26 protein-coding genes are annotated in these 26,654 nt (G+C 70.9%); all 26 read right to left on the reverse strand.

The genetic code is table 11. The features are described 5' to 3' along the window. Window positions 1–2: 2 nt before the first annotated feature. Entirely contained in the window at window positions 3–1,994 is a 1,992-nt protein-coding gene (locus FHX33_RS06805; RefSeq protein ID WP_183428292.1) for a primosomal protein N' family DNA-binding protein, read from the reverse strand. Between the two features lie 2 nt (window positions 1,995–1,996). Next, complete coding sequence (gene metK, locus FHX33_RS06810) at window positions 1,997–3,190, reverse strand: methionine adenosyltransferase (RefSeq protein ID WP_021762957.1); 1,194 nt, start codon at window positions 3,188–3,190, stop codon at window positions 1,997–1,999. A 37-nt stretch (window positions 3,191–3,227) separates the two neighbouring features. After that, entirely contained in the window at window positions 3,228–4,511 is a 1,284-nt protein-coding gene (locus tag FHX33_RS06815; RefSeq protein WP_183428434.1) for a bifunctional phosphopantothenoylcysteine decarboxylase/phosphopantothenate synthase, read from the reverse strand. A gap of 78 nt (window positions 4,512–4,589) precedes the next feature. Beyond that, entirely contained in the window at window positions 4,590–4,847 is a 258-nt protein-coding gene (gene rpoZ / locus FHX33_RS06820; RefSeq protein ID WP_021757903.1) for a DNA-directed RNA polymerase subunit omega, read from the reverse strand. Window positions 4,848–4,954: 107 nt separating this feature from the next. Beyond that, window positions 4,955–5,881: a guanylate kinase gene (gene gmk / locus FHX33_RS06825; RefSeq protein WP_179702020.1), complete on the reverse strand. Its 927-nt coding sequence runs from the start codon at window positions 5,879–5,881 to the stop codon at window positions 4,955–4,957. Beyond that, window positions 5,874–6,746 carry an orotidine-5'-phosphate decarboxylase gene (gene pyrF / locus FHX33_RS06830; protein WP_183428293.1) on the reverse strand — a complete coding sequence of 291 codons (873 nt, stop codon included), beginning with the start codon at window positions 6,744–6,746 and terminating at the stop codon, window positions 5,874–5,876. The genes gmk and pyrF overlap by 8 nt, the downstream gene beginning before the upstream one ends. Beyond that, window positions 6,743–10,021, reverse strand: coding sequence for a carbamoyl-phosphate synthase large subunit (carB, locus tag FHX33_RS06835; RefSeq protein WP_021762392.1), 3,279 nt, complete (start codon window positions 10,019–10,021; stop codon window positions 6,743–6,745). The genes pyrF and carB overlap by 4 nt, the downstream gene beginning before the upstream one ends. Next, complete coding sequence (gene carA, locus FHX33_RS06840) at window positions 10,021–11,184, reverse strand: glutamine-hydrolyzing carbamoyl-phosphate synthase small subunit (RefSeq protein WP_021762393.1); 1,164 nt, start codon at window positions 11,182–11,184, stop codon at window positions 10,021–10,023. The genes carB and carA overlap by 1 nt, the downstream gene beginning before the upstream one ends. Window position 11,185: 1 nt before the next feature. Further along, entirely contained in the window at window positions 11,186–11,731 is a 546-nt protein-coding gene (locus tag FHX33_RS06845; RefSeq protein ID WP_021762394.1) for a PH-like domain-containing protein, read from the reverse strand. Beyond that, the gene (locus tag FHX33_RS06850; protein ID WP_021762395.1) at window positions 11,724–13,046 is read right to left on the reverse strand and encodes a dihydroorotase; all 1,323 of its coding nucleotides are present in this window, start codon (window positions 13,044–13,046) and stop codon (window positions 11,724–11,726) included. Before FHX33_RS06850 ends, FHX33_RS06845 begins: the two co-directional genes overlap by 8 nt. A 7-nt stretch (window positions 13,047–13,053) precedes the next feature. Then, the gene (locus FHX33_RS06855) at window positions 13,054–14,004 is read right to left on the reverse strand and encodes an aspartate carbamoyltransferase catalytic subunit (protein WP_021762396.1); all 951 of its coding nucleotides are present in this window, start codon (window positions 14,002–14,004) and stop codon (window positions 13,054–13,056) included. Beyond that, a complete protein-coding gene (gene pyrR, locus FHX33_RS06860; RefSeq protein ID WP_021762397.1) occupies window positions 14,001–14,585 on the reverse strand; it encodes a bifunctional pyr operon transcriptional regulator/uracil phosphoribosyltransferase PyrR in 585 nt (194 codons plus the stop codon). The genes FHX33_RS06855 and pyrR overlap by 4 nt, the downstream gene beginning before the upstream one ends. 79 nt (window positions 14,586–14,664) lie before the next feature. Then, a complete protein-coding gene (locus tag FHX33_RS06865; protein WP_021762398.1) occupies window positions 14,665–15,372 on the reverse strand; it encodes a DsbA family protein in 708 nt (235 codons plus the stop codon). 27 nt (window positions 15,373–15,399) lie between these two features. After that, complete coding sequence (gene nusB / locus FHX33_RS06870; RefSeq protein ID WP_021762399.1) at window positions 15,400–15,819, reverse strand: transcription antitermination factor NusB; 420 nt, start codon at window positions 15,817–15,819, stop codon at window positions 15,400–15,402. After that, window positions 15,819–16,382 carry an elongation factor P gene (gene efp, locus FHX33_RS06875; RefSeq protein WP_021762400.1) on the reverse strand — a complete coding sequence of 188 codons (564 nt, stop codon included), beginning with the start codon at window positions 16,380–16,382 and terminating at the stop codon, window positions 15,819–15,821. Before efp ends, nusB begins: the two co-directional genes overlap by 1 nt. A gap of 104 nt (window positions 16,383–16,486) precedes the next feature. After that, a complete protein-coding gene (locus FHX33_RS06880) occupies window positions 16,487–16,924 on the reverse strand; it encodes a type II 3-dehydroquinate dehydratase (protein WP_021762401.1) in 438 nt (145 codons plus the stop codon). Between the two features lie 5 nt (window positions 16,925–16,929). After that, window positions 16,930–17,322, reverse strand: coding sequence for a hypothetical protein (locus FHX33_RS06885; RefSeq protein ID WP_021762402.1), 393 nt, complete (start codon window positions 17,320–17,322; stop codon window positions 16,930–16,932). Further along, window positions 17,322–18,407, reverse strand: coding sequence for a 3-dehydroquinate synthase (aroB, locus tag FHX33_RS06890; RefSeq protein ID WP_021762403.1), 1,086 nt, complete (start codon window positions 18,405–18,407; stop codon window positions 17,322–17,324). The genes FHX33_RS06885 and aroB overlap by 1 nt, the downstream gene beginning before the upstream one ends. Then, window positions 18,404–18,901 (reverse strand): shikimate kinase, encoded by a 498-nt coding sequence (locus tag FHX33_RS06895; protein ID WP_179702011.1) that lies wholly within the window; start codon window positions 18,899–18,901, stop codon window positions 18,404–18,406. Before FHX33_RS06895 ends, aroB begins: the two co-directional genes overlap by 4 nt. Before the next feature lie 5 nt (window positions 18,902–18,906). Beyond that, complete coding sequence (gene aroC / locus FHX33_RS06900) at window positions 18,907–20,115, reverse strand: chorismate synthase (RefSeq protein ID WP_021757566.1); 1,209 nt, start codon at window positions 20,113–20,115, stop codon at window positions 18,907–18,909. Between the two features lie 50 nt (window positions 20,116–20,165). Next, window positions 20,166–21,311, reverse strand: a complete 1,146-nt coding sequence (locus FHX33_RS06905; RefSeq protein WP_183428294.1) for a shikimate dehydrogenase — start codon at window positions 21,309–21,311, stop codon at window positions 20,166–20,168. Then, on the reverse strand, window positions 21,304–22,734 hold the full coding sequence (gene mltG / locus FHX33_RS06910; protein WP_021763032.1) for an endolytic transglycosylase MltG: 1,431 nt from the start codon (window positions 22,732–22,734) through the stop codon (window positions 21,304–21,306). Before mltG ends, FHX33_RS06905 begins: the two co-directional genes overlap by 8 nt. Window positions 22,735–22,799: 65 nt before the next feature. Then, window positions 22,800–23,267: a Holliday junction resolvase RuvX gene (gene ruvX, locus FHX33_RS06915; RefSeq protein WP_021763033.1), complete on the reverse strand. Its 468-nt coding sequence runs from the start codon at window positions 23,265–23,267 to the stop codon at window positions 22,800–22,802. Window positions 23,268–23,271: 4 nt separating this feature from the next. After that, on the reverse strand, window positions 23,272–25,929 hold the full coding sequence (gene alaS / locus FHX33_RS06920) for an alanine--tRNA ligase (RefSeq protein ID WP_183428295.1): 2,658 nt from the start codon (window positions 25,927–25,929) through the stop codon (window positions 23,272–23,274). 45 nt (window positions 25,930–25,974) lie between these two features. Continuing rightward, entirely contained in the window at window positions 25,975–26,166 is a 192-nt protein-coding gene (locus FHX33_RS06925; RefSeq protein WP_021758399.1) for a hypothetical protein, read from the reverse strand. A gap of 78 nt (window positions 26,167–26,244) precedes the next feature. After that, complete coding sequence (locus tag FHX33_RS06930; protein WP_039921235.1) at window positions 26,245–26,625, reverse strand: DUF948 domain-containing protein; 381 nt, start codon at window positions 26,623–26,625, stop codon at window positions 26,245–26,247. Window positions 26,626–26,654: the final 29 nt, after the last annotated feature.

The following is a 26,654-nucleotide window of genomic DNA, read 5'->3' on the forward strand; positions in this document are numbered from 1 at the left end:
CGCTAAAGGATCTCGGGGTCGTCGAAGCGCACCCGGAGGGCCGGCGCGGGCCGGAACCCACCACGGCCGGCCGGGGCCTTGCGCCGCTTGGTGGCATTGCGCACCACCGCCGCGCGCACGGCCGCGGCGACCTCCGCCCCACGCGCATACTCGAAGCGCAGGATGCCGCGGACCAGCCGCTCGTCGACGGGTGCCGGGCCGAGCACGTCGATCAGGAGGCCGGGGTCGACCGCCCCGATCACACCCTGGACGGCCTCCTCCGTTCCGGTGACGGAGGCGAGCCGGACCGCCGGCGGGAACCGCAGTTCGCGCCGGTCCGTGAGCTCGGCCCGGGCGAAGTCGACCAGACGTCCGGTCGCGAAGGCGCGCGCGAGCGCGCCCGAGACGCCGACCAGCACCGTGGGGGCACCGGGAGCCGCGAGCGTCGCGGCGCTCGACCACCAGCGCAGGCAGTCCTCTGCCACGTGGAGGGTCTCCCGCGCGAGCATCCGCTCCCCGTCCAGGAGCAGCACCGCCTGGAAGCCGCCTTCTGCGATCGGCTCGGCTCCCCGCGTGGCCACCACGAGGGCGGGTGCCGACCCGATCCGCTGCACCGGGTGATCGCCGTCGGCGACGATGATCCGCGTGCCCGGGAAGGCGCGGCCCAGCTCTTCGGCGGTGCGCCCGGAGCCGAGGCTGACCATCCGGAACCGGCGACCCTCGCACCGGTCGCACTTCCAATCGGTCGCGAGTGCTCCGCACCAGCCGCACGAGGGCGTCGCCCCCGCGCGCGTCTGGCCCAGCGGTCCTTCGCACCGGTTGCAGCGTGCGGCCTGGCCGCAGCTCACGCACGCCAGCTGCGGCACGTAGCCGGGTCGCGCGACCTGCACGAGCACCGGGCCCTTCGGCCGTCCGCTGTCGCCACTCAGCGCATCCCGCGCCGCACGCCAGGCGATGGACGGGATACGCGCCGCCCGCGCCACGTCCTCCGTGGCCTGCTGGTTGGCGGTGAGCACCACCTTCGGGGTCACGACGCGCTCGGGAGCGACGTCTCGCAGCCAGCCGAGCTCCACCAGGCGCTGCGCCTCCGCGCTGCGCACCAGGCCGGAGACGACGAGCGCGCAGCCCTCCAGCTCCTGGCGGACCAGGGCGGCGTCGCGCGTGTGCACGTACGGGCTGAGCGGTTCGGCGTGCAGTGGGTCGCTGTCCTCCCAGACGGCGATCATTCCCAATCGCTCCGCGGGCGCGTAGACGACGGAGCGGTTGCCGATCACGATCCGCGGACCGCTCAGGGCCGCCAAGAAGCCGCGGTAACGGTCGGCGTTGGCCTGCGCGGCGTCCGCGCGGACGACGGCCTCCGGCGGGGCGACGGCCGCGAGAGCGGTGGCGAGCTGATCGAGATCGCGGTGGTCGGGCACGGCCACGATCGCCGTCCGGCCGCCCGCCCAGCAGGCGGCCGCGAGAGCGGCCAGGGTGATCGCCCATTCGCCGACCCAGGTGCCGTCCGGCAGCGGACTGAGGCGAGGGATGACTTGCAGAGCCAGGCGCTCGTCGCGCGACACGGCGGCCTCCAGCACCCCGTCGCCGTACCCTCGGACCGCGAAGGCAGGCGGACGAGGCGCGGGCACCCGCTGGTCCTCGGGCAGGGCGAGCCACGTCTTCTCGGCGCGCACCATGCGCGACGGCACGGCGAGACGCAGGATGTCGCTGGCCGTCCCCGCGCTCCGGTCTGCGAGCCGCCGGGCGAGGGTCCACACACCGGGCGTCAGCACGGGCACGGGAGACACGACCGCCTCGATCGGACTCAGCGACCCCTCGAAACCCTCTCCGGCATCGGCGAGCTCGACGAGATAGCCGTCCGCGATGCGGCCCGCCGTGCGCAGCGGGACCCGCACGCGCACCCCGGGAACCGCCTCAGCGGCGAGCTCATCGGGGACGGTGTAGTCGAAGAAGTGATCCAGCTGCGGGAGCGGCGAGTCGAGGACGACGCGGGCGACCCGGCCGGCCGCCGCCACCGTTACAGCCCCGCGGCCGACCGCAGGTCGTCGACGCGATCGAGCCGCTCCCACGTGAACTCGGGGAGCTCCCGGCCGAAGTGGCCGTACGTGGCGGTGCGGGCGTAGATCGGCCGCAGCAGATCGAGATCGCGGATGATGGCGGCCGGGCGCAGGTCGAAGACCTCCCGGATGGCGGCGATGATCCGCTCGTCGGGGACGGTTCCGGTGCCGAAGGTCTCGACGTAGAGCCCGACCGGTGCGGCCTTGCCGATCGCATAGGCGACCTGGAGTTCGAGACGGTCGGCGAGGCCCGCGGCGACGGCATTCTTGGCGACCCAGCGCATCGCGTACGCAGCGGACCGGTCGACCTTCGACGGGTCCTTGCCCGAGAACGCGCCGCCCCCGTGCCGGCTCGCGCCGCCGTAGGTGTCGACGATGATCTTGCGGCCCGTCAGCCCCGCGTCGCCCTTCGGGCCGCCGATCTCGAACCGGCCGGTCGGGTTGATGAGCGTGCGGATGTGCGACGTCTCGAGACCGGCGTCGTGCAGCACCGGCGCGATGACCTCCTCGATCACTTCGGCCTGCAGCCGCTCGTTCGTCACCGACGGAGCGTGCTGCGTCGAGAGCACGACGGTCTGGACCGACTTCGGCACGATGCCCTCGTAGCCGACCGTCACCTGGGTCTTGCCATCCGGGCGGAGGTAGTCCAGCGTGCCGTCCTTGCGGACGGCGGCCAGACGCTCCGACAGCCGGTGCGCCAGCCAGATCGGGAGCGGCATGTACTGCGGAGTCTCGGTGGTCGCGTAGCCGAACATGATGCCCTGGTCGCCCGCGCCCTGCCGGTCGAGGTCGTCCTCGCTCTGCTCGGCGCGCGTCTCGAGCGCGTTGTCGACACCCTGCGCGATGTCCGGCGACTGGGCGCCGATCGAGACGGACACACCGCACTGCGTACCGTCGAAGCTGACGTCGGAGGAGTCGTACCCGATCTCGACGAGCTTGTCGCGGACGAGTGCCGGGATCTCGACGTAACCCCGGGTGGAGACCTCGCCGGCGACGTGCACGAGGCCGGTCGTGACGAGTGTCTCGACGGCGACCCGGCTGTGCGGGTCGACGGTCAGGAGCGCGTCGAGGATGCTGTCCGAGATCTGGTCGCAGATCTTGTCCGGGTGCCCCTCGGTGACCGACTCGGACGTGAAAAGGCGCAGATCTGCCATTGTTCTCCTTGGGTCCTGCGAGGGGTGACGGCGGGCGTCAGGCGATGACGTCGAGGATACGATCGGCCACCGACAGCTTGGTGCCCGAGGCCTCCATCACTATATCTCCGCCCTTTCGCAGGACGACGACCTCGTTGCTCTCCGTTGCGAAGCCCTGGCTCCAGCCGACCTGGTTCAGGACGAGGAAGTCGCAGCCCTTCGCAGCGAGCTTGCCGCGGCCGAGTTCGATCAAGGCGGACGGGTCGGGCTCGGTCTCGGCCGCGAAGCCGACCAGCACCTGCCCGTCGCGCTTGTCGTGTGCGAGCCCGGCGAGCACGTCGGGGTTGGCGACCAGCTCGAGGGTGAGGGTCTCCCCCGCCTCGGACTTCTTGATCTTGGCGTCGCGAGTCTCGGCGGGGCGGTAATCGGCGACGGCCGCCGTCATCACGACGATGTCGGCCGAGCGAGCCGCTTCAGTGACCGCCGACTGCAGTTCGAGCGCGGTCTGCACCTCGACGAGCTCGACGCCCTCGGGCGGATCGACCTCGAGGTGGGCCGCGACAAGCACGACGTCCGCGCCGCGGGCCAAGGCCGCGCTTGCGAGGGCGACGCCCTGCCGCCCGCTGGAGCGGTTGCCGAGGAAGCGCACCGGGTCGAGCGGCTCGCGAGTTCCGCCGGCACTGATCACGACGCGGCGTCCGGCGAGATCGACGCCCCCGCGCGGCAGACGTGCGGCCTCGTTCGCGCGGCGCCGCTCGGAGAGCACCACCACGTCGGCGACGGGCTCGGGAACAGCGGTCGCGGCGGGACGCGGCGAGACGCCCGCGGCACGCAGAGCGACGCGGGCGATGACCTCCGGCTCCTCCATCCTCCCGGGGCCGGAGTCGGCACCGGTCAGCTGGCCGCTCGCGGGGCCGACGATGTGGATGCCGCGTCCGCGCAGCGTCGCGATGTTCGCAACAGTCGCGGCGTTGCGCCACATCTCGGTGTGCATCGCCGGGGCGATGACGAGCGGGGCGGTGGAGGCGAGGACCGTGTTGCCCAGGAGGTCGTCGGCGATGCCTGCCGCGAGCTTGGCGATGGTGTTGGCCGTCGCCGGCGCGATCACGATGAGGTCGGCGGACTGGCCGAGGGCGACGTGCCGCACCTCGGCGACGCCTTCGTAGAGGTCGGTCGCGACCGGGTTGCGGCTGATCGCCTCGAGCGTCGGGCGGCCGACGAACCGCAGAGCGGCCTCCGTCGCCACCACGTGCACCGAGTGCCCGTCGAGCACGAGCGCCCGGATGACACCCACCGCTTTGTACGCGGCGATGCCTCCGGTCACTCCGACGACGATGGTCAAACGTGCGCTCACGGCGCCACCCCCCTCAACGGCAGAGTCCAGCTCGGGCCGGGCCGTGCCCGGCGGTGTCGTCGCTCGTTACTCGACGATCGGCTTCAGGACGAGCTTGTCCTCGTTGATCTCGTGCATCGCGACGGACAGCGGCTTGTCATCGACGGACGAGTCGACCAGCGGGCCGACGTTGTCGAACAGGCTGCCCTCGTGGAGGTCGGCGTAGTAGTCGTTGATCTGACGGGCGCGCTTGGAGGCGAAGATCACGAGGGCGTACTTCGACTCGACCTTGGCGAGCAGGTCGTCGATGGGCGGGTCGATGATGCCGTTGTTGCTGGTTGCCATGCGGAGGGACTCCTTCAGCTGTTCTGTGGAAAGACCGTGGCCGGCCTGGTCGTTCTGGGCGGCCGACGTGCGTCGGCCGGCGCCGGGTGCGGCGCGACGATGGCGGTCTACGGACGCGACGGCGCCGCGCGGACCTTCATCAAGTCTACGACCTCGCGGGCCGCCTCGGCGACGTCGTGGTTCACGACGCGGTGGTCGAACTCGTCCTGGGCGGCCAGCTCGACCTTCGCGGTCTCCAGCCGGCGCGCCTGTTCGGCGGAGTCCTCGGTGCCCCGGCCGATGAGCCGGCGCACCAGTTCCTCCCACGTCGGAGGCAGCAGGAAGATGAGTCGCGCCTCGGGCATGCTCTCCCGAACGCTCCGCGCGCCCTGCAGGTCGATCTCGAGCAGCACGCTCTTGCCGTCGTCCAGCGCCTTCTCGATCGGTCCGCGCGGCGTGCCGTAGCGGTACGCGTTGTGGACCGTCGCGTACTCGAGCAGCTCGCCCTCCTCGATCATCCGGTCGAACTCCTCGTCGTCGACGAAGTAGTAGTTCACGCCGTCGACCTCCCCGGGCCGCGGGGCACGGGTCGTCGCCGAGACCGAGAGCAGTACGTCCGGGTAGTTCTCGCGGATGTACGTCGAGACGGTGCCCTTGCCGACCGCGGTCGGGCCGGCCAGGACGACGAGCTGGTTGCGCTGACGTCCGGCCTTGTTCTCGCGCTCGATGAGGAAGTCGCGCAGGCGCAGCCGCTGGTGACGGCCGAGGCCGCCGAGCCGTTTGGCGGGCGAGATGCCCAGCTTCGCGAGCGCCTCGTTCATCTTGGTGGTGCCGATGGCGGGGACGCTGAGCAGGAACTCCGTCACCCGCAGGCGGCCCTCGACGCCGTCCGGCTGGGCGGTGGCGTGATCGAGCACAGTGAGGGGCGACACCTCGCGCGAGGCGATCGACTTCTTCACCGCGGCGCGGGCGCGACGGGCCGCGACGGCCGCCTCGGAGGCGGCACGGCGGTCGACGTCGGGCGGGGCCGGACGGCGGGAGGCGGTCTCAGCCATGGCTGGCGCGTACCTCCTCGGCGCGGTGCGCGACGGCGTCGGCGAGGTCGCGCGGACCGGCGCCGAGCACGCCGCGGGACTCGCTCACGATCACGCCCGGCGACAGCGTGCCGAACAGACGCGGAGCGTCCTCGACGCGCGCGCCCTGGTGGCCGAAGCCCGGGGCGAGGACGGGGAAGGCCGGCGTGACCGGCGCGCCGGCCGTATCGATGCCGTACGCGGCGAGATCCACGGTCGCGCCGAGCACCAACCCGACGGTGCCGTAGGCGTGCGGCGGCTGCTGCTGGTTGAACTCGTGCACGTCTTCGATGATCGCACGCGCGACGGTCATCCCGGCACGCGGTCCGGAGGCGACGACGGCCTGCTGGACGACCGCGGCCTCGGGGTTGGAGGTCGCCGCGAGCACGAAGAGGCCCTTGCCGTGCTCCTCGGCCAGGCGCATCGGTTCGGAGATCGACCCGACGCCCTGGAAGGCCGACACCGTCAGAGCATCCGCCTCCAGCGGCGAGCCCGGCGTGAGCCAGGACTCCGCGTAAGCGGTCACGCTGGTGCCGATGTCGCCGCGCTTCGCGTCGGCGATCACCAGGAGGCCGGCGGCACGCGCGGCAGCGATGACCTCCTCCAGCGCGGCGTAGCCCGCGGAGCCGAAGCGCTCGAAGAACGCCACCTGGGGCTTGACCAGCCCGGCCCGCCCGGCCGCGGCCTCCACCGCGATCAGCCCGAACTCGCGCACGCCCGCCGCCGAGGCCGGGAGGCCCCAGTCGGCGAGCAGGTGCGCGTGCGGGTCGATACCGACGCACAGCCGGCCGCGTTCGGCGAACGCCTCCGCGAGGCGGTCGCCGAACGCTGCACCGACAGCGGTCATGCGCGCGACGCCCGCTGCAGCGCGTACTCCTGCAGCGACGTCACCTCGAAGCCCTCGCGCACGGCGTCGAGGGAGGCGACGGCGGCGCTCAGCTCGGCGATGGTCGTGAAGAGCGGCTTGTCCCCCGCCACCGCGGCCGCGCGGATCTCGTAGCCGTCTGCGCGCGAGGTGCCGCCGCTCGGCGTGTTGATCACGACGTCCACCGCGCTGCGGGTGATCAGGTCGACGATCGAGTCGTCCGGCGACTCGCTGTACTTGCGCACGACCCGCGCCTCGATGCCATTGCGGTTGAGCACCTCCGCGGTGCCCTCCGTGGCGAGGATCTCGTAGCCGAGCTGCTTCAGCCGCAGCACGGGGAGCACGATGGCGCGCTTGTCGCGGTCCGAGACGGAGACGAACACGGTACCCGTGAGCGGCATGCCGCCGTACGCGCCTGCCTGGCTCTTCGCGAACGCGGTCGGGAAGTCCTTGTCGATGCCCATGACCTCACCGGTCGATCGCATCTCCGGGCCGAGCACGGAGTCGACGATCTTGCCGTCGCGGGTGCGGAACCGTTTGAACGGCAGCACCGCCTCCTTCACCGCCACCGGGGAGTCCATCGGGATGACCGAGCCGTCCTGCTCCGGGAGCATGCCCTCCGCGATCAGGCCGTCGACGGTGTCGCCGACCATGATCCGGGAGGCGGCCTTCGCCAGCGGGATGCCGAGCGCCTTCGAGACGAACGGCACGGTGCGCGACGCGCGCGGGTTCGCCTCCAGCACGTAGAGCACGCCGGCGCCGATCGCGAACTGCACGTTCAGCAGCCCGCGCACGCCGATGCCCTGGGCGATCTTGAGCGTCGCCTCGCGGACGCGGTCGATCTCGCGCCGGCCGAGCGTGATCGGCGGGAGGGTGCAGCTCGAGTCGCCGGAGTGGATGCCGGCCTCCTCGATGTGCTCCATCACGCCGCCGATGTAGAGCCGATCGCCGTCGAAGAGCGCGTCGACGTCGATCTCGATCGCGTCGTCGAGGAAGCGGTCGACCAGCAGCGGGTGCGCCGGTCCGACGATGCCCTGGCCCGCGACGCGCTCGAAGTAGTCGGCGAGCGACGGGGTGTCGTAGACGATCTCCATACCGCGGCCGCCGAGCACGAAGCTCGGGCGGACCAGCACGGGGTAGCCGATCTGCTCCGCCGCCTGGGCCGCGCTCGGGAAGTCGATCGCGGTGCCGTTGCGCGGGGCCAGCAGGCCGGCGTTGTCGAGGATCTCCGCGAACAGGCCGCGCTCCTCCGCCAGGTCGATCGCCTCGGGCGTGGTGCCGAGGATGGGGACGCCGGCCGCCTCCAGGCCCTTCGCGAGGCCGAGGGCCGTCTGGCCGCCGAGCTGCACGACGACGCCGACGAGCTCGCCGGACTGCGACTCCGCATGGATGACCTCCAGCACGTCCTCGAGCGTCAGCGGCTCGAAGTACAGGCGGTCGCTGGTGTCGTAGTCGGTCGAGACCGTCTCGGGGTTGCAGTTGATCATGATCGTCTCGAACCCGGCGTCGTGCAGCGCGAACGACGCGTGCACGCAGGAGTAGTCGAACTCGACTCCCTGGCCGATGCGGTTCGGGCCGGAGCCCAGGATGACGACCTTGCGCCGGTCGCTCGGCACGACCTCCGTCTCCAGGTCGTAGCTGGAGTAGTGGTACGGCGTGAGCGCCGGGAACTCGCCCGCGCAGGTGTCGACCGTCTTGTAGACCGGGCGGACGCCGAGGATGTGGCGCACCTCCCGCACGTCGGCCTCGCCGAAGCCACGGAGCTCGCCGATCTGGGCGTCGGAGAAGCCGTGGTCCTTCGCGTAGCGGAGGGTGTCGGTGTCGAGGGTGTCCGCGTCGCGGATCTGCTCGGCGACCTCGTTGATGAGGACGATCTGGTCGATGAACCAGGGATCGATCTTGGTCGACTCGAAGACCTGCTCCGGCGTCGCGCCGAGGCGGAGCGCCTGCTGCACGTCGACGATGCGGCCGTCGGTGGGCGTCTGGATGGACTCCAGCAGCTCCTCGACGGTGCGCGCCTCCGCACCCCAGTGGAACGACGAACCGCGCTTCTCGAGCGAGCGGAGCGCCTTCTGCAGCGCCGACGAGAAGCTGCGGCCGATCGCCATCGCCTCGCCGACCGACTTCATGGTCGTCGTGAGCGTCGGGTCGGCGGCCGGGAACTTCTCGAACGCGAACCGCGGGACCTTGACCACGACGTAGTCGAGGGTCGGCTCGAAGCTCGCCGGGGTGACGCCGGTGATGTCGTTCGGGATCTCGTCGAGGCGGTAGCCGATGGCCAGCTTCGCCGCGATCTTCGCGATCGGGAAGCCGGTCGCCTTCGATGCCAGCGCGGACGAGCGCGAGACGCGCGGGTTCATCTCGATGACGATGATGCGCCCGTTCTCCGGGTTCACCGCGAACTGGATGTTGCAGCCGCCGGTGTCGACGCCGACCGCGCGGATGATGTCGATGCCGATGTCGCGCAGCTTCTGGTACTCGCGGTCCGTCAGCGTGAGCGCCGGCGCGACCGTGATCGAGTCGCCGGTGTGCACGCCGACCGGGTCGACGTTCTCGATCGAGCAGACGACCACCGTGTTGTCGGAGGTGTCGCGCATGAGCTCGAGCTCGTACTCCTTCCAGCCGAGGATGGACTCCTCGAGGAGCACCTCGCTGGTCGGGCTCTGGTGGATGCCGTCGCCGACGATGCGGCGCAGCTCGTCCGGCGTGTACGCGAAGCCCGAGCCCAGGCCGCCCATGGTGAACGACGGGCGGACGACGAGCGGGTAGCCGAGGTCCTCGGCGTACTCGAGCGCCTCCTCCACGGTGTGGGCGATGTGCGAGCGCGCCACCTCGGCGCCGGCCTCGATGACCAGCTCCTTGAAGATCTGGCGGTCCTCGCCCTTCTGGATCGCCTCGAACTTCGCGCCGATGAGCTCGACGCCGTACTTCTCGAGGATCCCGTGCTCGTGCAGCTGCATGGCCGCGTTCAGCGCGGTCTGGCCGCCGAGGGTCGGCAGGATGGCGTCCGGCTTCTCCTTGGCGATGATGGTCTCGATGACCTGCCAGGTGATCGGCTCCACATAGGTGGCGTCCGCGAAGTCGGGGTCGGTCATGATCGTGGCCGGGTTCGAGTTGACCAGGATGACGCGGACGCCCTCCTGCTTGAGGACCCGGCACGCCTGGGTGCCGGAGTAGTCGAACTCGCAGGCCTGGCCGATGACGATCGGGCCGGAGCCGATGACCAGGACGGATGAGATGTCGGTGCGCTTCGGCATCAGGCGCCGGCCTCCTTGGTGGGCTCAGCTTCGGCGGTCTCGCGACCGGTGATCACGCTGAGGAAGCGGTCGAAGAGGTAGTTGGCGTCGTGCGGGCCGGCCGCGGCCTCCGGGTGGTACTGGACGCTGAAGGCGTTCAGATCGAGGCAGTTCAGCCCCTCCACGACGTTGTCGTTCAGGCTGAAGTGGCTGACCTCGACGCGACCGAAGCCGGCCGGGGAGTCGAACGCGGCGTCGATCGGCGCCTGCACGGCGAAGCCGTGGTTCTGCGCCGTGATCTCGACCCGGCCGGTGCGCTTGTCGAGCACCGGCTGGTTGATGCCGCGGTGACCGAACGGCAGCTTGTAGGTCGGGAGCCCGAGCGCCCGGCCCAGGAGCTGGTTGCCGAAGCAGATGCCGAAGTACGGCAGCCCGGCACGCAGGGTCTCCTGCAGCAGGGCGACGTGGCGGTCCGAGGCCTTCGGGTCGCCCGGGCCGTTCGAGAAGAACAGCGCGGAGACGCCGAGGTCGAGCACATCCTGCGCCGAGACCTGCTGCGGGAGGACGTGCACGTCGAGACCGCGCCCGGCGAGGTTCTCGAGGGTGGACTTCTTCACGCCGAGGTCGAGCACCGCGACCGAGCCGACCTTCTCGCCGACGGCAGGGATCGTGTACGGCTCGACCGTCGACACCTCCGCCGAGAGGTTGCGGCCACTCATCGCGGCGGCGCTGCGCACCAGCTCCAGCTGCTCGCTGTCCGAGAGCTCGAAGTCCGCACCGGAGAAGATCCCGGCGCGCATGGCGCCCGCCGAGCGGATGTGCCGCGTCACGGCGCGCGTGTCGATGCCGCTGATGCCGACGACGCCCTGGGCGACCAGGTCGTCGTCGAGGCTGCGCTGTGCGCGGAAGTTGGACACGACCCGGCTGGGCTCGCGCACCACGTAACCGGCGACCCAGATCTGGCGGGACTCCATGTCCTCGTCGTTGGTGCCGGTGTTGCCGATGTGCGGCGCCGTCATGAGGACGATCTGACCCGCGTACGACGGGTCGGTGAGCGTCTCCTGGTAGCCGGTCATGCCGGTCGAGAAGACCGCTTCGCCGAGCGTCCGCCCGGTGGCGCCGTAGGCCCGGCCCACATAGCGCTTCCCGTCTTCGAGGACGAGGACTGCTTGATTCGCCGCCACGTCACACCTCCTGATCTTCCGGGCCCTCGGGGCCCGTCGTGCTCCCCGTCGGCGTCGCGCCGGGGAGGATGTCCTGGATGGCCGCGGTCACCGCGTCGCGGCCGGCCGGGTCGACGACCCGGAAGTAGCTGTCGGCGGGGACCCCGCCGCTGGTGGTCCATCCGAACCGGAGCAGTCCGTCCCGCTCCACCACCCGGTCGATGGTGAAGGTGGCCGCGCCGACGCCGGTGAGCGTCGAGGCGGGGACGAAGACGGGCTGCTCGCCGGCGACCCTGATCGAGACCCCCTCGGGCGAGACGCTGAGCGATCCCTTCCCGCGGTAGGTCAGACCCGGCAGGACGAGCCGCTCGAGCTGCTCCCCTGCCTTGGTGGTCGCGACGTAGAGCACGTCGGCCGCGGCGGTCGGTGCGCCGAGCTGGGCGGGGGCCGGGTGGCCGCCGCCCGCGGACACGTCGCGCCGCCCGCGTCGTCGCCAGCCCCAGAAGGCCAGCAGCAGGATGAGGACGAGGACGATCGCGACGCCCAGGGTCGGCAGGAACTTATCCACGGGCGGCCTCCAGATCGACGACCGTGCCGTCGAGCACGGTCGCGTAGCCCCGGTGGAACGTCGCGACGACGCGCCCCGGGAGGGTCATCGACAGGTAGGGCGAGTTGACGCCCTTCCCGGCGAGGTCACCGGTCGCGAACGTGCGCGACGCGGTGGGGTCGTAGAGGAACAGCTCGGCGGGCGCTCCGGCCTCGATCGGCGTCCCGTGCCCGGCGAGCCGGCCGATCCGTGCGGGGGTCGACGACAGCACGCGGGCGACATCGGCCCAGTCGAGGAGGCCGTTACCGACCACCGAGGCGTGCACGACCGAGAGGGCGGACTCCAGCCCGACCATCCCGAACGCGGCCGCATCCCACTCGCAGTCCTTCGACTCGACGGGGTGCGGGGCGTGGTCCGTCGCGACGATGTCGATCGTGCCGTCCGCGAGCCCGGCGCGGAGCGCCTCGACGTCCTCGGCGCGGCGCAGCGGCGGGTTCACCTTGTAGCGCGCGTCGTACCCGGCCGCGAGCTCCTCGGTCAGGAGGAGGTGGTGCGGCGTGACCTCGGCCGTCACGTCGATGCCGCGGGCCTTGGCCCAGCGGAGGACGTCGACGGACCCGGCGGTCGAGACGTGGCACACGTGCAGGCGGGAGCCGACGTGCTCGGCCAGGAGCACGTCCCGCGCGATGATCGACTCCTCGGCGACCGCGGGCCAGCCGGCGAGACCGAGCTCGCCCGACAGGGCGCCCTCGTTCATCTGCGCACCGACGGTGAGCCGCGGCTCCTGGGCGTGCTGGGCGATGACGCCGTCGAACGCCTTCACGTATTCGAGGGCGCGACGCATGAGCAGCGGGTCGGAGACGCACTTGCCGTCGTCGGAGAAGACGCGGACCCGGGCGCGGGAGTCGGCCATCGCGCCCAGCTCGGCCAGGCGCTCGCCTTCCAGCCCCACGGTCACGGCCCCGATCGGGCGCACGGTCGCGTACCCCGCGGCCTCCCCCAGGCTCAGGACCTGCTCGACCACACCGGCGGTGTCGGCCACCGGGGAGGTGTTCGCCATCGCGAAAACGGCGGTGAAGCCTCCCGCAGCGGCAGCCCGCGTCCCGGTCAGCACCGTCTCGCTCTGCTCGTAGCCGGGCTCGCGCAGGTGGGTGTGCAGGTCGACGAGTCCCGGCAGCGCCAGGAGCCCGTCGGCGTCGATCCGCGACGCGCCCGCGGCGGAGAGGCCGGAGCCCACCTCCGCGATGCGGCCGTCGTCGATCAGGAGGTCGGCACGCGTGCCGTCGGCGAGCGTCGCGCCCGCGATCACATACTTCTCGGCCAGTTTCTCGTCCATCGTCGTCTTACGCCTCCCGCTCGCCACCAGACAGCAGGAGGTAGAGCGCCGCCATCCTCACGGACACGCCGTTCGCCACCTGCTCCCTGACCGTCGAGCGGGGCGAGTCCGCCGCTGCGGCGGAGATCTCCAGCCCTCGGTTCATCGGGCCCGGGTGCATCACAATGCTATCGGTGCGCAGGCGCCCGAGCCGTTCGTCGTCCAGGCCCCAGCGCCGCGAGTACTCGCGCGGGTTGGGGAAGAAGGCGGCGTTCATCCGCTCGCCCTGGATGCGCAGCATCATCACGACGTCGGGATCGGCGTCGATCGCGGCGTCGAGGTCGTAGCCGATCGCCGCCGGCCAGCCGGTCACATCCACCGGCAGCAGGGTCGGCGGCGCGACCAGCGTGACCTGCGCACCCAGGGTGCGCAGCAGCCACACGTTGGACCGCGCCACGCGGGAGTGAAGGATGTCGCCGACGATGGTCACCGTGACGCCGTCGAGGTCGCGCCCGCGCGATCCCGCGCCGTGGAGGCGCCGCCGCATGGTGAACGCGTCGAGCAGCGCCTGCGTGGGGTGCTCGTGCATCCCGTCGCCGGCGTTCACGATCCCGGCGTCGATCCAGCCGCTCGTCGCGAGGGTCTGGGGTGCGCCGGAGGAACCGTGGCGGATGACCACGGCGTCGGCGCCCATGGCGGCCAGGGTCTGCGCGGTGTCCTTCAGGCTCTCGCCCTTCGAGACGCTCGACCCCTTCGCGGAGAAGTTGATGACGTCCGCGGAGAGCCGCTTGGCAGCCGCCTCGAACGAGATGCGGGTGCGGGTCGAGTCCTCGAAGAAGAGGTTCACGACGGTCTTGCCCCGCAGCGTCGGGAGCTTCTTGACCTCGCGCTCCTGCACGTCCGCCATGTCCTCGGCGACGTCGAGCAGCCGGATCGCGTCCTCGCGGGACAGGGACTTGGTCGACAGCAGGTGCCTCATGCGCCGGCCTCCGCCCCGTCGGGAACGGCCGCATCCGTCGGCGACTCGATGGTCACCGACTCCTCCCCGTCGACGCCCTCCAGGCGCACGTAGATGCGCTCCGACGCCGCGGAGGGCAGGTTCTTGCCCACGTAGTCCGCGCGGATAGGGAGCTCGCGGTGACCACGGTCGACGAGCACCGCCAGGCGCACGGCCCGCGGGCGACCCAGGTCGTTCAGCGCGTCCAGCGCCGCGCGGATGGTGCGCCCCGAGAAGAGCACGTCATCCACGAGCACGACCGTCTTGCCGTCGATCGAGCCCGGCAGCGACGTGGGCTGCGGAGTCCGGATCGGGTTGCGGGCGAGGTCGTCACGGTACATCGTCACGTCGAGCGCGCCGACGATCTCGGCGGGCGACGCGACGGTCTGCGGTTCGATGCGCTGGATGGTCTCGGCGATCCGGCGGGCGAGTTCGACGCCGCGCGTCGGGATGCCCAGGATCACCAGATCGTTCGTGCCCCGGTTCGACTCCAGGATCTCGTGGGAGATCCGGGTCAATGCCCGGGTGATGTCAGCCTTTTGCAGCACAGTACGCACTGTCATGCCGACCTCCTTCCCCGCCTCACAGGACGGCTCATTAAAGGATGTCTACCGAGATCCGAGCATATCAGCCCGGCCCCGATCACTTGTCGTTCAGGAACTTCTCGAACGCGGCCGCGTCGCTGATGCTCCCCGTGAACTGCTTGCCGTCGACGAGGACCGTGGGCGTGCCCTCGATCTTGTCGAGGACCTTCGTGCCGTCCACCTCGATCGGGCCGCTCTGCGAGTGCGCCGTGTTGGCCTGGGCCCACGCCTGGTACGAACCGCCGCGCTCGAGGCACCCGGAGATGTCGGTGATGCCGAGGTCGGTGGCCCGCTTCGCGAGCTCGTCGTCGGTCAGGCCCTTCGAGTTCTCCTCGGGCTGGTCCGTGAACAGCGCCTGGTAGTAGTCGAGCACGCGGGCCTTGTCGTGGACGCCGACGCAGGTGAGCGCCGCCGCCGCACGGGTCGAATAGCCGGTGCCGCCCGAGAGGGAGTCGAGGAAGGTGAGCGGGTGGAGGCGCAACGTGACCGACCCGTCCTTCACCGCCTTCTCGAGGGTGTCGCCGTTCGCCTTCTCGAAGGCGCCGCAGACCGGGCACATCGCGTCGAACCAGATGTCGACCTTCTTCTGGCCTGTTCCGGCCGAGATGTAGCGGTCGTCGAAGTTCACGGCGCCGTCGACGCCGGTGGGCGCCTTGGCGGTCGCGACCGGCACGGAGGTGTCGGCGAACATGGAGCAGGCCGAGACGCCGATCGACAGTGCGGCGGCGATGACGGTGGCGGCGAGGATGCGGCGAGTGCGCTTCACGTCGTCCCTTCGGTTGGAGCGGTGGATCTACTTGGTCGTATTACTTTGGGCGATCTTGGCGAGCAGCCCGTTCACGAAACCGGCGGAGTCGTCGGTCGAGAGCACCGTGGCGGCCTCGACGGCCTCCGAGATCGCGACCCCCTCGGGGACCGCGTCGTTGAAGAGCAGCTCCCACACGCCGATGCGCAGGATGGCGCGGTCGACGGCGGGCATCCGCACGAGGGTCCATCCCTGCGCGTAGGTCTCGATCTGCTCGTCGATCTCGTCCTGGTGGTCGATCACGCCGTCGACGATCTCACGGGCGTACAGCCACGACGCCTCGCGCGCGGGCTCGATCGCCGCACGCTCGGCCTCGGTCGCGAGGGCCTGACGGAGCGGGGTCTGACGCAGGTCGGCGCTGTAGAGCAGGTCGAGCGCGCGCTTGCGGGCTTTGGTCCGGGCGCTCACTAGTCGTTGACGCGGCCGAGGTAGTCGCCGGTGCGGGTGTCGACCTTGACGCGGGTGCCGGTCTCGAGGAACAGCGGGACCTGGATCTGGTAGCCGGTCTCGACGGTGGCGGGCTTGGTGCCGCCGGTCGAGCGGTCGCCCTGCAGGCCGGGCTCGGTGTAGGTGATCTCCAGCACGACCGAGGCGGGGAGCTCGACGTACAGCGGCGAGCCCTCGTGCAGCGCGACGGTCACGTTCTGGTTCTCGAGCATGAAGTTGGCGGAGTCGCCGACGATCGGGCCCGGGATGGTGATCTGGTCGTAGTCGCTGGTGTCCATGAAGACGAAGTCGGCGCCGTCCTGGTACAGGTACTGGTAGTCGCGGCGGTCGACGTTGGTGATGTCGATCTTGGCGCCGGCGTTGTACGTGCGGTCGACGGTCTTGCCGGTCGTGACGTTCTTGAGCTTCGTGCGGACGAACGCGCCACCCTTGCCCGGCTTCACGTGCTGGAACTCGATGACGCTCCAGAGCTGTCCGTCGATGTTGAGGACGATGCCGTTCTTGATGTCAGCGGTCGATGCCATGCGCGAGATCCATTCAGTTTGCGAAAGAGTTCCGGGTGGATGCCGCGGGCGTCAGCGGTCCACATCGCCGCGCGCGAAGCGACGGCCAGGAAAAATTGTAGACGTCAGCGCCCGTTTCGGCGAATGTACGCCAGAGCGAGCCGGTAGGACTCGAAGCCGAATCCCGCGATCACGCCGGTCGAGACGGCGGTGATCACGCTCGTGTGGCGGAACTCCTCGCGGGCGTGGGGGTTCGAGATGTGCACCTCGATCACCGTTCCGCCGGCCGAGGTGACGAGCGACACCGCGTCGCGCAGCGCGTACGAGTAGTGGGTCCACGCGCCCGCGTTGAGGATGACGGGCGCGCCGCTGTCGGCGGCGTCGTGCAGCCAGCCGATCAGCTCCGCCTCGGCGTCCGTCTGCCGCAGGTCGATCCGCAGCTCGGGAGCGTCCTCCTGGAGCTGCCGACCGAGGTCATCGAGGGTCTGCGACCCGTAGACGTCGGGCTCGCGGGTGCCGAGGCGGCCGAGGTTCGGGCCGTTCAGGACGAGGACGGTGCTCATGCCGTTCACCCTATCGGTGCGTCGGCGTCCGTCAGCGGACGGACGCGCACCGCCGACCACACGTCGTCGACGGAGACGTTGCTGATCGGCCGCCAGCCGAACGCGCCGGCCTCCTGGATGATGGTGTCCCGGTTGAGGTCGGCGCGGTTGCCCTTGGGATAGACGAACCAAACGGCGCGGGCAGCGCCCAGGGCGGGCAGCTCCGCGCCGAACCGTTCGAGCAGCTCGGCCCGCGTGCGCACGAAGACGACGGCGACCGATGCCCCGGCCGCCGGACCCTCGGTCACACCCGACGGCAGCGGCTGGAGCAGGGCGGCGAGCTCGGGAGTCGCCCCGTCGAGGTGCAGGACGTCGCCCTCCTTCACCAGCAGCTTCTGCGCCACCGGCCGCTCGGCCATCAGGACGCGATCTCCTGGTACGCCGCGAAGAGCAGGCTCTGATCGGGGCCGGCGAGCACGGTCGGACGACCGATGTCGTCGAGCACGATGAAGCGCAGGAGGTTGCCGCGTGCCTTCTTGTCGCGCTGCATGGTCGCGAGGAGGGTCTGCCACCGTCCCAGCGGGAACGTGGTCGGCAACGTCAAGGACTCCAGGATGCGGCGGTGGCGGTCCACGACCTCGTCGGAGAGGCGTCCGCTCAGGCGGCCGAGCTCGGCCGCGAACACCATGCCGACGGCGACGGCCGCGCCGTGCCGCCACTGGTAGCGCTCCGCGTGCTCGATCGCGTGACCGAGCGTGTGGCCGTAGTTGAGGATCTCGCGCAGGCCCTGCTCGGTGAAGTCCTCCCCCACCACGCGCGCCTTGATGCCGATCGAGAGCTCGACGAGCCGGCGGAACTCCGGCGAGGCGGGGTCCGTCGCGACATCCACGTCGCGTTCGATGATGTCCAGGATCTCCGGCTCGGCGATGAAGCCGTACTTCACGACCTCCCCGAACCCGGCGAGGATCTCGTTGCGACCCAGGGACGTGAGGGTGTCGAGGTCGCAGACGACCGCGGCGGGCGCGTAGAACGCACCCACGAGGTTCTTGCCCTCCGCCGTGTTGATGCCGGTCTTGCCGCCGACGGCGGCGTCCACCATCCCGAGCAGCGTGGTCGGCACCTGGACGAGCTTCACGCCGCGCAGCCAGGTCGCGGCGGCGAAGCCGGCGAGGTCGGTCACGGCGCCCCCGCCGAAGCCGACGACGGCATCCGAGCGGGTGAAGTCGGCCTGGCCCATGATGCCCCAGAGGAAGGCGGCGACCTCCACGCGCTTCGCGGCCTCGGCATCGGGGACCTCGGCGAGGAGCACCTCGTAGCGGCCGAGCAGCGACTCGCGCAGCTCGGCGGCCGCGGCGCCCAGGGTCGGCGGGTGCACGAGGAGCACCTTGTTCACGCCGGAGCCCAGGTGGTCCGCGAGGTCGAAGCGCACGCCGCGTCCGACGACCACGGGGTACTGGTCGTCCCCCGCGACGAGGATCTCGGTGGGGGTGTCGGCGTCGGTCATCGGTGTCCTTCCTCCTGCTCGACCCACTGGGCGATCTCCTCCACGATGGCGTCGATCGGACGGGACGAGGTGTCCGCGGTGTAGTCCGCGAGCGATGCGTACAGCTCGGCGCGGTCTGCGACGAGCCGCTTCCACGATTCGATGTCGGACACCAGCGGCCGTTTGCCGCCGGTGATCCGCTGTGCGATGGCCTCCGGCTGCACCGTGAGCAGCACGACGCGGCGACCGGAGAGGTCGGCGCGGGTATCGAGGTCGAGCACGGCCCCGCCGCCCAGCGACACCACGCCGCCCTCGCCCAGTGCCGCGGCGACCGCCGCGCGCTCCAGGGCGCGGAAGTGCGGCTCCCCGTGATCGGCGAAGATCTCGGAGATCGGGCCGTGAGCGGCGACGACGCGCGCGTCGGTGTCGACGAACCCCAGACCGAGCCGCTTCGCGAGCCGCTTGCCCAGCCGGGTCTTGCCCGCCGCCGGCGGGCCGATCAGGACGATCGTCACGGCGTTCAGGCGTAGGGCGCGCTGACGCGCTCGGTCGCCAGGTTCTGCGGGATGGCGTCCAGGTAGCCGCGCAGGTTGCGGGCGGTCTCGGGCAGGGAGTCTCCCCCGAACTTCTCGAGGACCGAGTTGGCGAGCACGAGGGCGACCATCGCCTCGGCGACCACGCCGGCCGCCGGCACCGCGCAGACGTCGGAGCGCTGGTGGTGCGCCGCCGCCGCTTCGCTCGTCGCGATGTCGATGGTGCGCAGCGCGTGCGGCACGGTCGCGATGGGCTTCATGCCGGCGCGGACCCGCAGGACCGTTCCCGTGCTCATCCCGCCCTCGGTGCCGCCGGCCTTGTCGCTGGTGCGCACGATCGTGCCGTCCTCCGCGAGGAGCTCGTCGTGGGCCTCGGAGCCGCGGCGGGTGGTCGTCAGGAAGCCGTCGCCGACCTCCACGCCCTTGATGGCCTGGATGCCCATGAGCGCGGCCGCGAGCTGGCCGTCGAGCCGGCGGTCCCAGTGGACGTGCGAGCCGAGTCCGGGCGGGACGCCGTACGCGAGCACCTCGACGACGCCGCCGAGGGTGTCGCCGTCCTTGTGGGCGGCGTCGACCTCGGCCACCATCCGCTCGGACGTGGCGGGGTCGAAGCACCGCAGCGGATCGGCGTCGAGCGTGTCGACATCGGAGGGCGTCGGCAGCGGCGATCCCTCCGGGACGCGCACGGGACCGATCGACAGCGTGTGGCTGACCAGGGTGATCCCCAGCTCGGCGAGGAACGAGCGCGCGATGGCGCCGAGGGCGACGCGCGCAGCGGTCTCCCGGGCGCTCGCGCGCTCCAGGACCGGGCGAGCCTCGTCGAACCCGTACTTCTGCATCCCGACCAGGTCGGCGTGTCCGGGACGGGGACGCGTCAGCGCCGCGCCGCGACCGCCGGCGAGCTTCTCGGGCTCGACCGGCTCGGCGCTCATCACGTCGACCCACTTGGGCCACTCCGTGTTGCCGATGCGCAGGGCGATGGGGCTGCCGAGGGTGGAGCCGTGGCGGACGCCGCCGGAGATGTCGAGCGCGTCCTGCTCGAACTTCATCCGCGCGCCGCGACCATAGCCGAGCTTGCGGCGGGCCAGGTCGGCGCGGATGGCGTCGAGCGAGACCGGGACCCCGGCAGGGAGACCCTCCAGGACGGCGATGAGTTCGGGGCCGTGGGATTCCCCGGCCGTGAGCCAACGAAGCATGCTTCGATTGTGGCACAGCGACCGGGGGCGTCCGCGCCCTGTGACGGCGGTCAGGCCTCCAGCGGAACGCCCGCCGCGTCGATCCCGGCCGCGTCGAGCATCGCCGCGAGCACGGCATCCTCGTCGGCCAGAGGCTCCAGCGGATCGCCGGACACGAAGATCCGCACCTGCAGGAGCGCCTGGTGCACCAGCATCGAGAGCCCGGAGACGACCGTGCCGCCGACCGCGCCCCACGCCGATGCCAGCGGGGTCGGCCACGGCTCGTACGCCACGTCGAGCAGGACGGCCCGGCGCCGGGTGGAGTCGGTGTAGAGCACCTCGGGACGCGTACCGCCCGGGAGGGTGCTGATGACGAGCTCCGGGATGTCGAGCGAGCGGTCCGCCTGGGCGAGCGAGCGCAGGCGCACCATGAGGCCGAGCTCGTGGGCCAGCGGCTCGAGCCAGACGCTGCGCGTGAGGTCGCGCACGTGCACGTCCACCCGCTCCGCGCCCAGCTCCGCCGCGGCCACGAGGGCGGACGCCGCGGTCGCTCCGCCGCCCAGGATGTGGACGTGGTGGGCGGACGCCACTCCGGCGCCGGCGAGGGCGCGGACGATGCCCGCCACATCCGTGTTGAAGCCGCGAACGGACTCCCCGTCGAAGAGGACGGTGTTGGCGGCCCCGGTCTGCTCCGCCACCCGGTCGATCTCGGTGAGCAGCGGGAGCACCGCCTTCTTGAGCGGCATGGTGAGGGACAGGCCGCGCCACTCCTCCCCCAGTCCGTCGACGAAGTCGGCCAGGGCATCTTCGGTCACTTCGATGGGCTCGTAGGACCAGTCGAGACCCAGGACGCCGTACGCGGCCTTCTGTAGCGCCGGTGACTTCGAGTGCGCGATGGGCGAACCGAGCACGGCCAGCGCGAGGGGCTTCGGCCGCGCCGCCTTCTTCGCCGCGGCGGGCGCCTTCTTCGCGGGAGCGGGCGCGGGCTCGGGTTCGGGCACCGCGACCGCCTCCGGCTCGGCGTCTGCGGGCTCTTCCCGCTCTTCGGCCGCCTCCGCCTCGGCGACCGCGGCCTCTTCGGCCTGAGCCTCACGCTCGGCCTCGACGAGGGCGGCGATCGACGCCTCGGCGCCGGCCTCCGAGACACCGTCTTCGAGCGACACCTCGGCGTCCGGCGTCTCTTCGGGCTCGCGGGGGGTCTGCGGGGTGTCACTCATAGCCGGGGTTGTCCTTCATCCATTGCTGCCATTTCGCCACCGCGGCCTCGTGCTCGGCCTCGGTGGTCGAGAAGATGGTCTCGCCGGTCTCGAGGTTCCACGTCACGAAGAACATCCACGGGCCGTCCGCCGGGTGCACGACCGCGTTGATCGCGAGGTCGCCCGGGTTCGAGATGGGCCCGACCGGCAAGCCGGGGTGCACATAGGTGTTGTAGGGGTTGCTCGCGTCCGCGCGCTCCGCGTCCGTCGTCTCCACGCGGTGCGTGTTGCCCGTGCCGTACGCCACCGTCGCGTCGGACTGCAGATCCCAGCCCTGCGCGATGCGGTTGAGGAACACCCGCGCCACCTTGGGATAGTCGTCCTTCAGGCCGGCTTCACGCTGGACGATGGACGCGAGCACGACCGTGTTCCATCGGTCAGCGGGTGCCACCCCCGCGGCGTCGAGCGACTGGAACATCCGGTCGACCATGGTCTTGATCGCATCGTGCGCCGTGGTCCCGGGGGCGAACGTATAGGTCGCTGGGAAGAGGAAGCCCTCGAGGGTCTTCGCCTCCGCGGGCAGTCCGTAGTCGGCGGGATTCGCAGCGGCCGCCTGCAGATCGGCCAGCGGGATCTTCGTCGCGTCGGACACCGTCTGGAGGATGTCGACCTCGGCCGTCCCCTCGGGGATGACGGCCGTGTTCTCGACGCGGTTCGCCGTGTCCTGCAGAGCGATGAGCGCAGCGTTCGCACTCATCTGCTTCTTCATCTTGAACACGCCCGGCTGGAACTCCGGCTCGGGCTTCTGACGCAGCAGCAGGGAGTAGAACGCATCGTAGGACTTGGTGACGCCCGCCTTATGGAGGTTCGTGGCGATGTCCGACCCGGTGTCGCCCGAGACGATGCTGAACATCACCTCGCCGGTGCCGTCCCCGGCGTAGTCGTCGTCCTTCGGCGTGAGGGCGTTGACCAGCTGCGCCACCTGAGGCTGGAAGATCGAGTACGCCACGGCCACCATGCCGCCGAGGATCCCCACGATGACGACCACGACCACGAGGGGCTTGATCCAGCGGCGCTTGCGCTTCGGCTCGGCGTGCGAGAGATAGTTCTGCTGCCGCCAGGCGAGAGGCGACTCCCCCGTCGACGGTGCGGGATCGTCGGATTCCGGCTCGCTTCCGAGCGCGCCGAAGAGGACGCGGGCGGGATGATCGGCCTCGACGTCATCCGAGCCGTGACGGACGGCAGCGCCCACTGTCTCGCGCTCGGGCTGCTCGACGCGTGCGATGGGTCCGGTGATCACCGAGTCGAAGTCGAGACGGTCGAGCGCGTCGCGGTGGTCGGCCTCCGGAGCGGGCACGTCCTCGTGCGGCAGCGGCTGCTCGGTCTCGCCGCTCTCATCGGCGCCGCGCGCCTCCCGGGCCGCCCGCGCTTCGCGACGGGTCATCGGCTGCCGGTTGACGGCCGGGAAGACGGGGGGTTCCGGTCGATCCTCGGGGTTCTTCGACAAGCTCAGGGTCCAATGCTCGATTCGACGGGTTGGCCCGGCGGGCGGCCGGAGGCGCGCTCCGCGTCGAGGGCATGCTGCAAAATTATCGTGGCGGCCACCTGATCCACCACCGGACGCGCGCTTTTCGAGTTCTTGCCGGACGCGCGGAGGGCCGAATGGGCCGACACGGTCGACAGCCGTTCGTCGACGAGGCGGACCGGGACGTCGAGCTCGGCGTCCAGTGCCTCGGCGAATGCCACCGCGTCCTCGGTGGACGCGGTACGCGCGCCCGAGAGCGCCAACGGCAACCCGACGATAATCTCGAAAACTCCGAGTTCAGTCACAATGTCGGCGATTCTCCGCCGATCCGCAGTGTCTTCGGAGCGGGCGACCGTCTCCACCGGCGTCGCGATCATGCCGTGCGGGTCGGACCGGCTGACGCCGATCCGCACCTTGCCGACGTCGATGCCGAGCCGGACACCGGTGCGCATCCGGCTATCCGATCGCCGAGACGACCGCGCTCAGCGCCGCCGGGATGGCGGTCGCGTCCGTGCCGCCGCCCTGCGCGAGGTCGGCCTTGCCGCCGCCTCCACCGCCGAGCACTCCGGCCGCCGTCTTCGCCAGCGCACCGGCGTTCGCGCCCGCGTCACGAGCCGCCTGGTTGGTCGCCACGATCACGACCGGCTTGCCACCCGCCTGCGCGGCCAGCGCCACGACGGCCGGGTCCGAACCCAGTCGCTCGCGGACCGTGGTCACGAGGAGACGGAGGTCGTCGGCCGATCCCAGCGTGCCCGCGTCCTCGGCCACGACCGTGAGGGTGCCGCGACGCGACGACGACTCGATGAGCGCGGGCACCTTGTCGAGCACCGCGCGCGCCTCGAACGCCTGGATCCGCTTCTCCGCCGCCTTCAGGTTCGCCAGCAGGTCGGCGATCTTCTCGGGGAGCTGCTCACGCGGCGTCTTCAAGGTGCCGGAGAGCTGCGAGACGATCGTGCGCTCGACGGCGAGGTCGCGGAAGGCCTCGAGACCGACGAGCGACTCGACCCGGCGGTTCGTCGAGCCGACGGACGACTCGCTGACGAGGTTGATCATCCCGATCTCCGCGCTCGTGGCCACGTGCGTTCCCGCGCAGAGCTCGCGCGACCAGGGCCCGCCGATGTCCACGACGCGGACGACGTCGCCGTACTTCTCGCCGAAGAGGGCCATCGCCCCCAGCGACTTCGCCTCGTCGAGCGGCAGCTCGCGTGTCGACACCTCGAGGTTCTGGCGGATCGCGTTGTTCGAGATCTCCTCGATCTCGCTGCGCGTCTCGGGCGAGAGCGCCTGGTTCCAGGAGAAGTCGAGGCGCAGGTAGCCGGCCTTGTTGTACGAACCGGACTGGTGAGCGTTCGAGCCGAGCACCTGGCGCAGCGCCGCGTGGATGATGTGCGTGCCGGAGTGCGCCTGGCGCGCCCCACGGCGGTACTCGTGGTCGACGAGGCTCGTCGCCGGCGCACCGACCCCGACCTCGCCGCTGCGGACGAGCACCTTGTGGCTGATCAGACCCTTGACCGGCTTCTGCACGTCGAGGACCTCGAGCTCGTAGCCCGGTCCCACGATCGTGCCCGCGTCGGCGTCCTGACCGCCGGACTCGGCGTAGAGCGCGGTCGCCCCGAGGATGATCTCGCCCACCTGGCCCTCGACGGCCTTGTTCACCGAGTTGCCGTCGACGATGAGGCCGAGCACGCTCGACTCCGTCTCGAGCTCGGTGTAGCCGGTGAAGACCGTCTCGCCCTGAGCGCGGAAGGCGCTGTAGACCGAGAGGTCGGCCAGTGCGGTCTTCTTCGCCTTGGCATCGGCCTTCGCCCGCGAGCGCTGGTCCGCCATCAGGGTGTCGAAGGCGGCGCGGTCGACGCTCAGGCCGGCCTCCTCCGCCATCTCGAGCGTGAGGTCGATCGGGAAGCCGTAGGTGTCGTGGAGCAGGAACGCGGTGTCGCCCGCGAGCTGCTTCTTGCCGGCGTTGCGCGTGTTCGAGACCGCGGTGTCGAGGATGCTCGTGCCCGCGGCCAGGGTGCGGAGGAAGGTCTCCTCCTCGGCGTAGGCCAGCTGGGAGACGCGGTCGAACTCGGTCGCGACCTCGGGATACGCCGCCTTCATCGCGTCGCGGGAGGCCGGGAACAGCTCCGGGAAGGTCGCTGCCTCGACGCCGAGGAGGCGCATCGCGCGCACCGTGCGGCGCAGGAGGCGGCGGAGGACGTAGCCGCGGCCCTCGTTCGACGGCGTCACGCCGTCGACCATGAGCATCAGCGCGCTGCGGACGTGATCGGCCACGACGCGCAGCCGGACGTCGTCCTCGTGCGCCTCGTTGCCGTAGGGCTTCTCGGCCAGCTGGGCGGCACGGTCCAAGACCGGTCGCACCTGGTCGATCTCGTACATGTTGTCGACGCCCTGCTTGATGAACGCAACGCGCTCCAGGCCCATGCCGGTGTCGATGTTCTTCTTCGGCAGGTCGCCGAGGATCTCGAAGTCCTTCTTGCCGTCGCCCTCGCCGCGGAGGTACTGCATGAAGACGAGGTTCCAGATCTCGACGTAGCGGTCGTCGTCGGTCGCCGGGCCGCCGTCGATGCCGTACGCCGGGCCGCGGTCGAAGAAGATCTCGGAGCAGGGGCCTGCCGGTCCGGGCTGGCCGGTCGACCAGTAGTTGGTGTCCTTGCCGAGGCCCTGGATGCGCTCCGGCGGGAGGGTGGAGACGCGGCCCCAGATCTCGCGGGCTTCGTCGTCGTCCTCGTAGACGGTGACCCAGAGGTCCTTCGGGTCGAAGCCGAGGCCGCCCTCGTCCTCCGAGGTGGTCAGCAGGTCCCAGGCGAAGGTGATCGCCTGTTCCTTGAAGTAGTCGCCGAAGGAGAAGTTGCCGCACATCTGGAAGAACGTGCCATGGCGCGGCGTCTTGCCGACCTCGTCGATGTCCAGGGTGCGGATGCACTTCTGCACGCTGGTCGCCCGCGGGAACGGCGCCGGCACCACACCGGTCAGGTACGGAACGAACGGCACCATCCCGGCCACGGTGAAGAGCAGCGACGGGTCGTCACTGACGAGGGAGGCGGACGGGACGACGGTGTGGCCGCGCTGCGCGAAGAAGTCGAGCCAGCGGCGGTGGATTTCAGCGGTCTGCATGGGTTCCGGTCGGTCGAAGCTGCGGGGGTGGGTGGTGGGCGCTGGTCAGTCGCCGTCGATCGCGGAGCGGATCTCCGCCTCGCGCTGCCGGTAGCCGTCCGAGACGGCCTCGCCGAAGTCGCGCGCCTTGCGGTCGAGCGAGCTGAAGAACTCCCGACCCTTCGCAGTCTCGTTGACCTGGTGGGCGACGGCGAAGCCGATGCCCACGCCGACGAGGAGCCACAGGAAACTCTTCATTGCTGTTCTTCCCTCCGTGTCCGGTGCGCGAGCACACCTGAACGAGTCTAATGGCAGGGGGCGCAGACGGGGGCGGCTCTACTTCGAGCGCGCGCGCCGGCTCCCCCGAGCGCCGCCGGCGGCCCCGAAGGCCGCCTTCACCGCGGCGCTGAACCCGGCCAGCTTGATGAGCGGCCCGCCAACGGTCGCCGCGAAGAGCGAGACGAGGGCGGACACGTTCCCGGTCACGTCGGCGACGTTCTTGGTGATCACATCGACCCGGGCGAGCTGTTTGTTGGTCTCCCGGATCGTCGTGGCCGTCTCGTCCAGGATGGGCGTGATCCCGTCGCTGGCGTCTTTGATCGAGTCGCGGGTCTGGTCGAGCACCCGGCCGAACTTGAGCAGCGGCACGGCGATGAAGCCGACGAGGACGGCGAACACGCCCGCCGCGATGAGTCCTGCGATGTCGCCACCAGACACGAGTCGTCCTTCCATTCCGCCACCGGCAT

The sequence above is a fragment of the Leifsonia aquatica genome (assembly GCF_014190775.1).
GTDB lineage: Bacteria > Actinomycetota > Actinomycetes > Actinomycetales > Microbacteriaceae > Leifsonia > Leifsonia aquatica.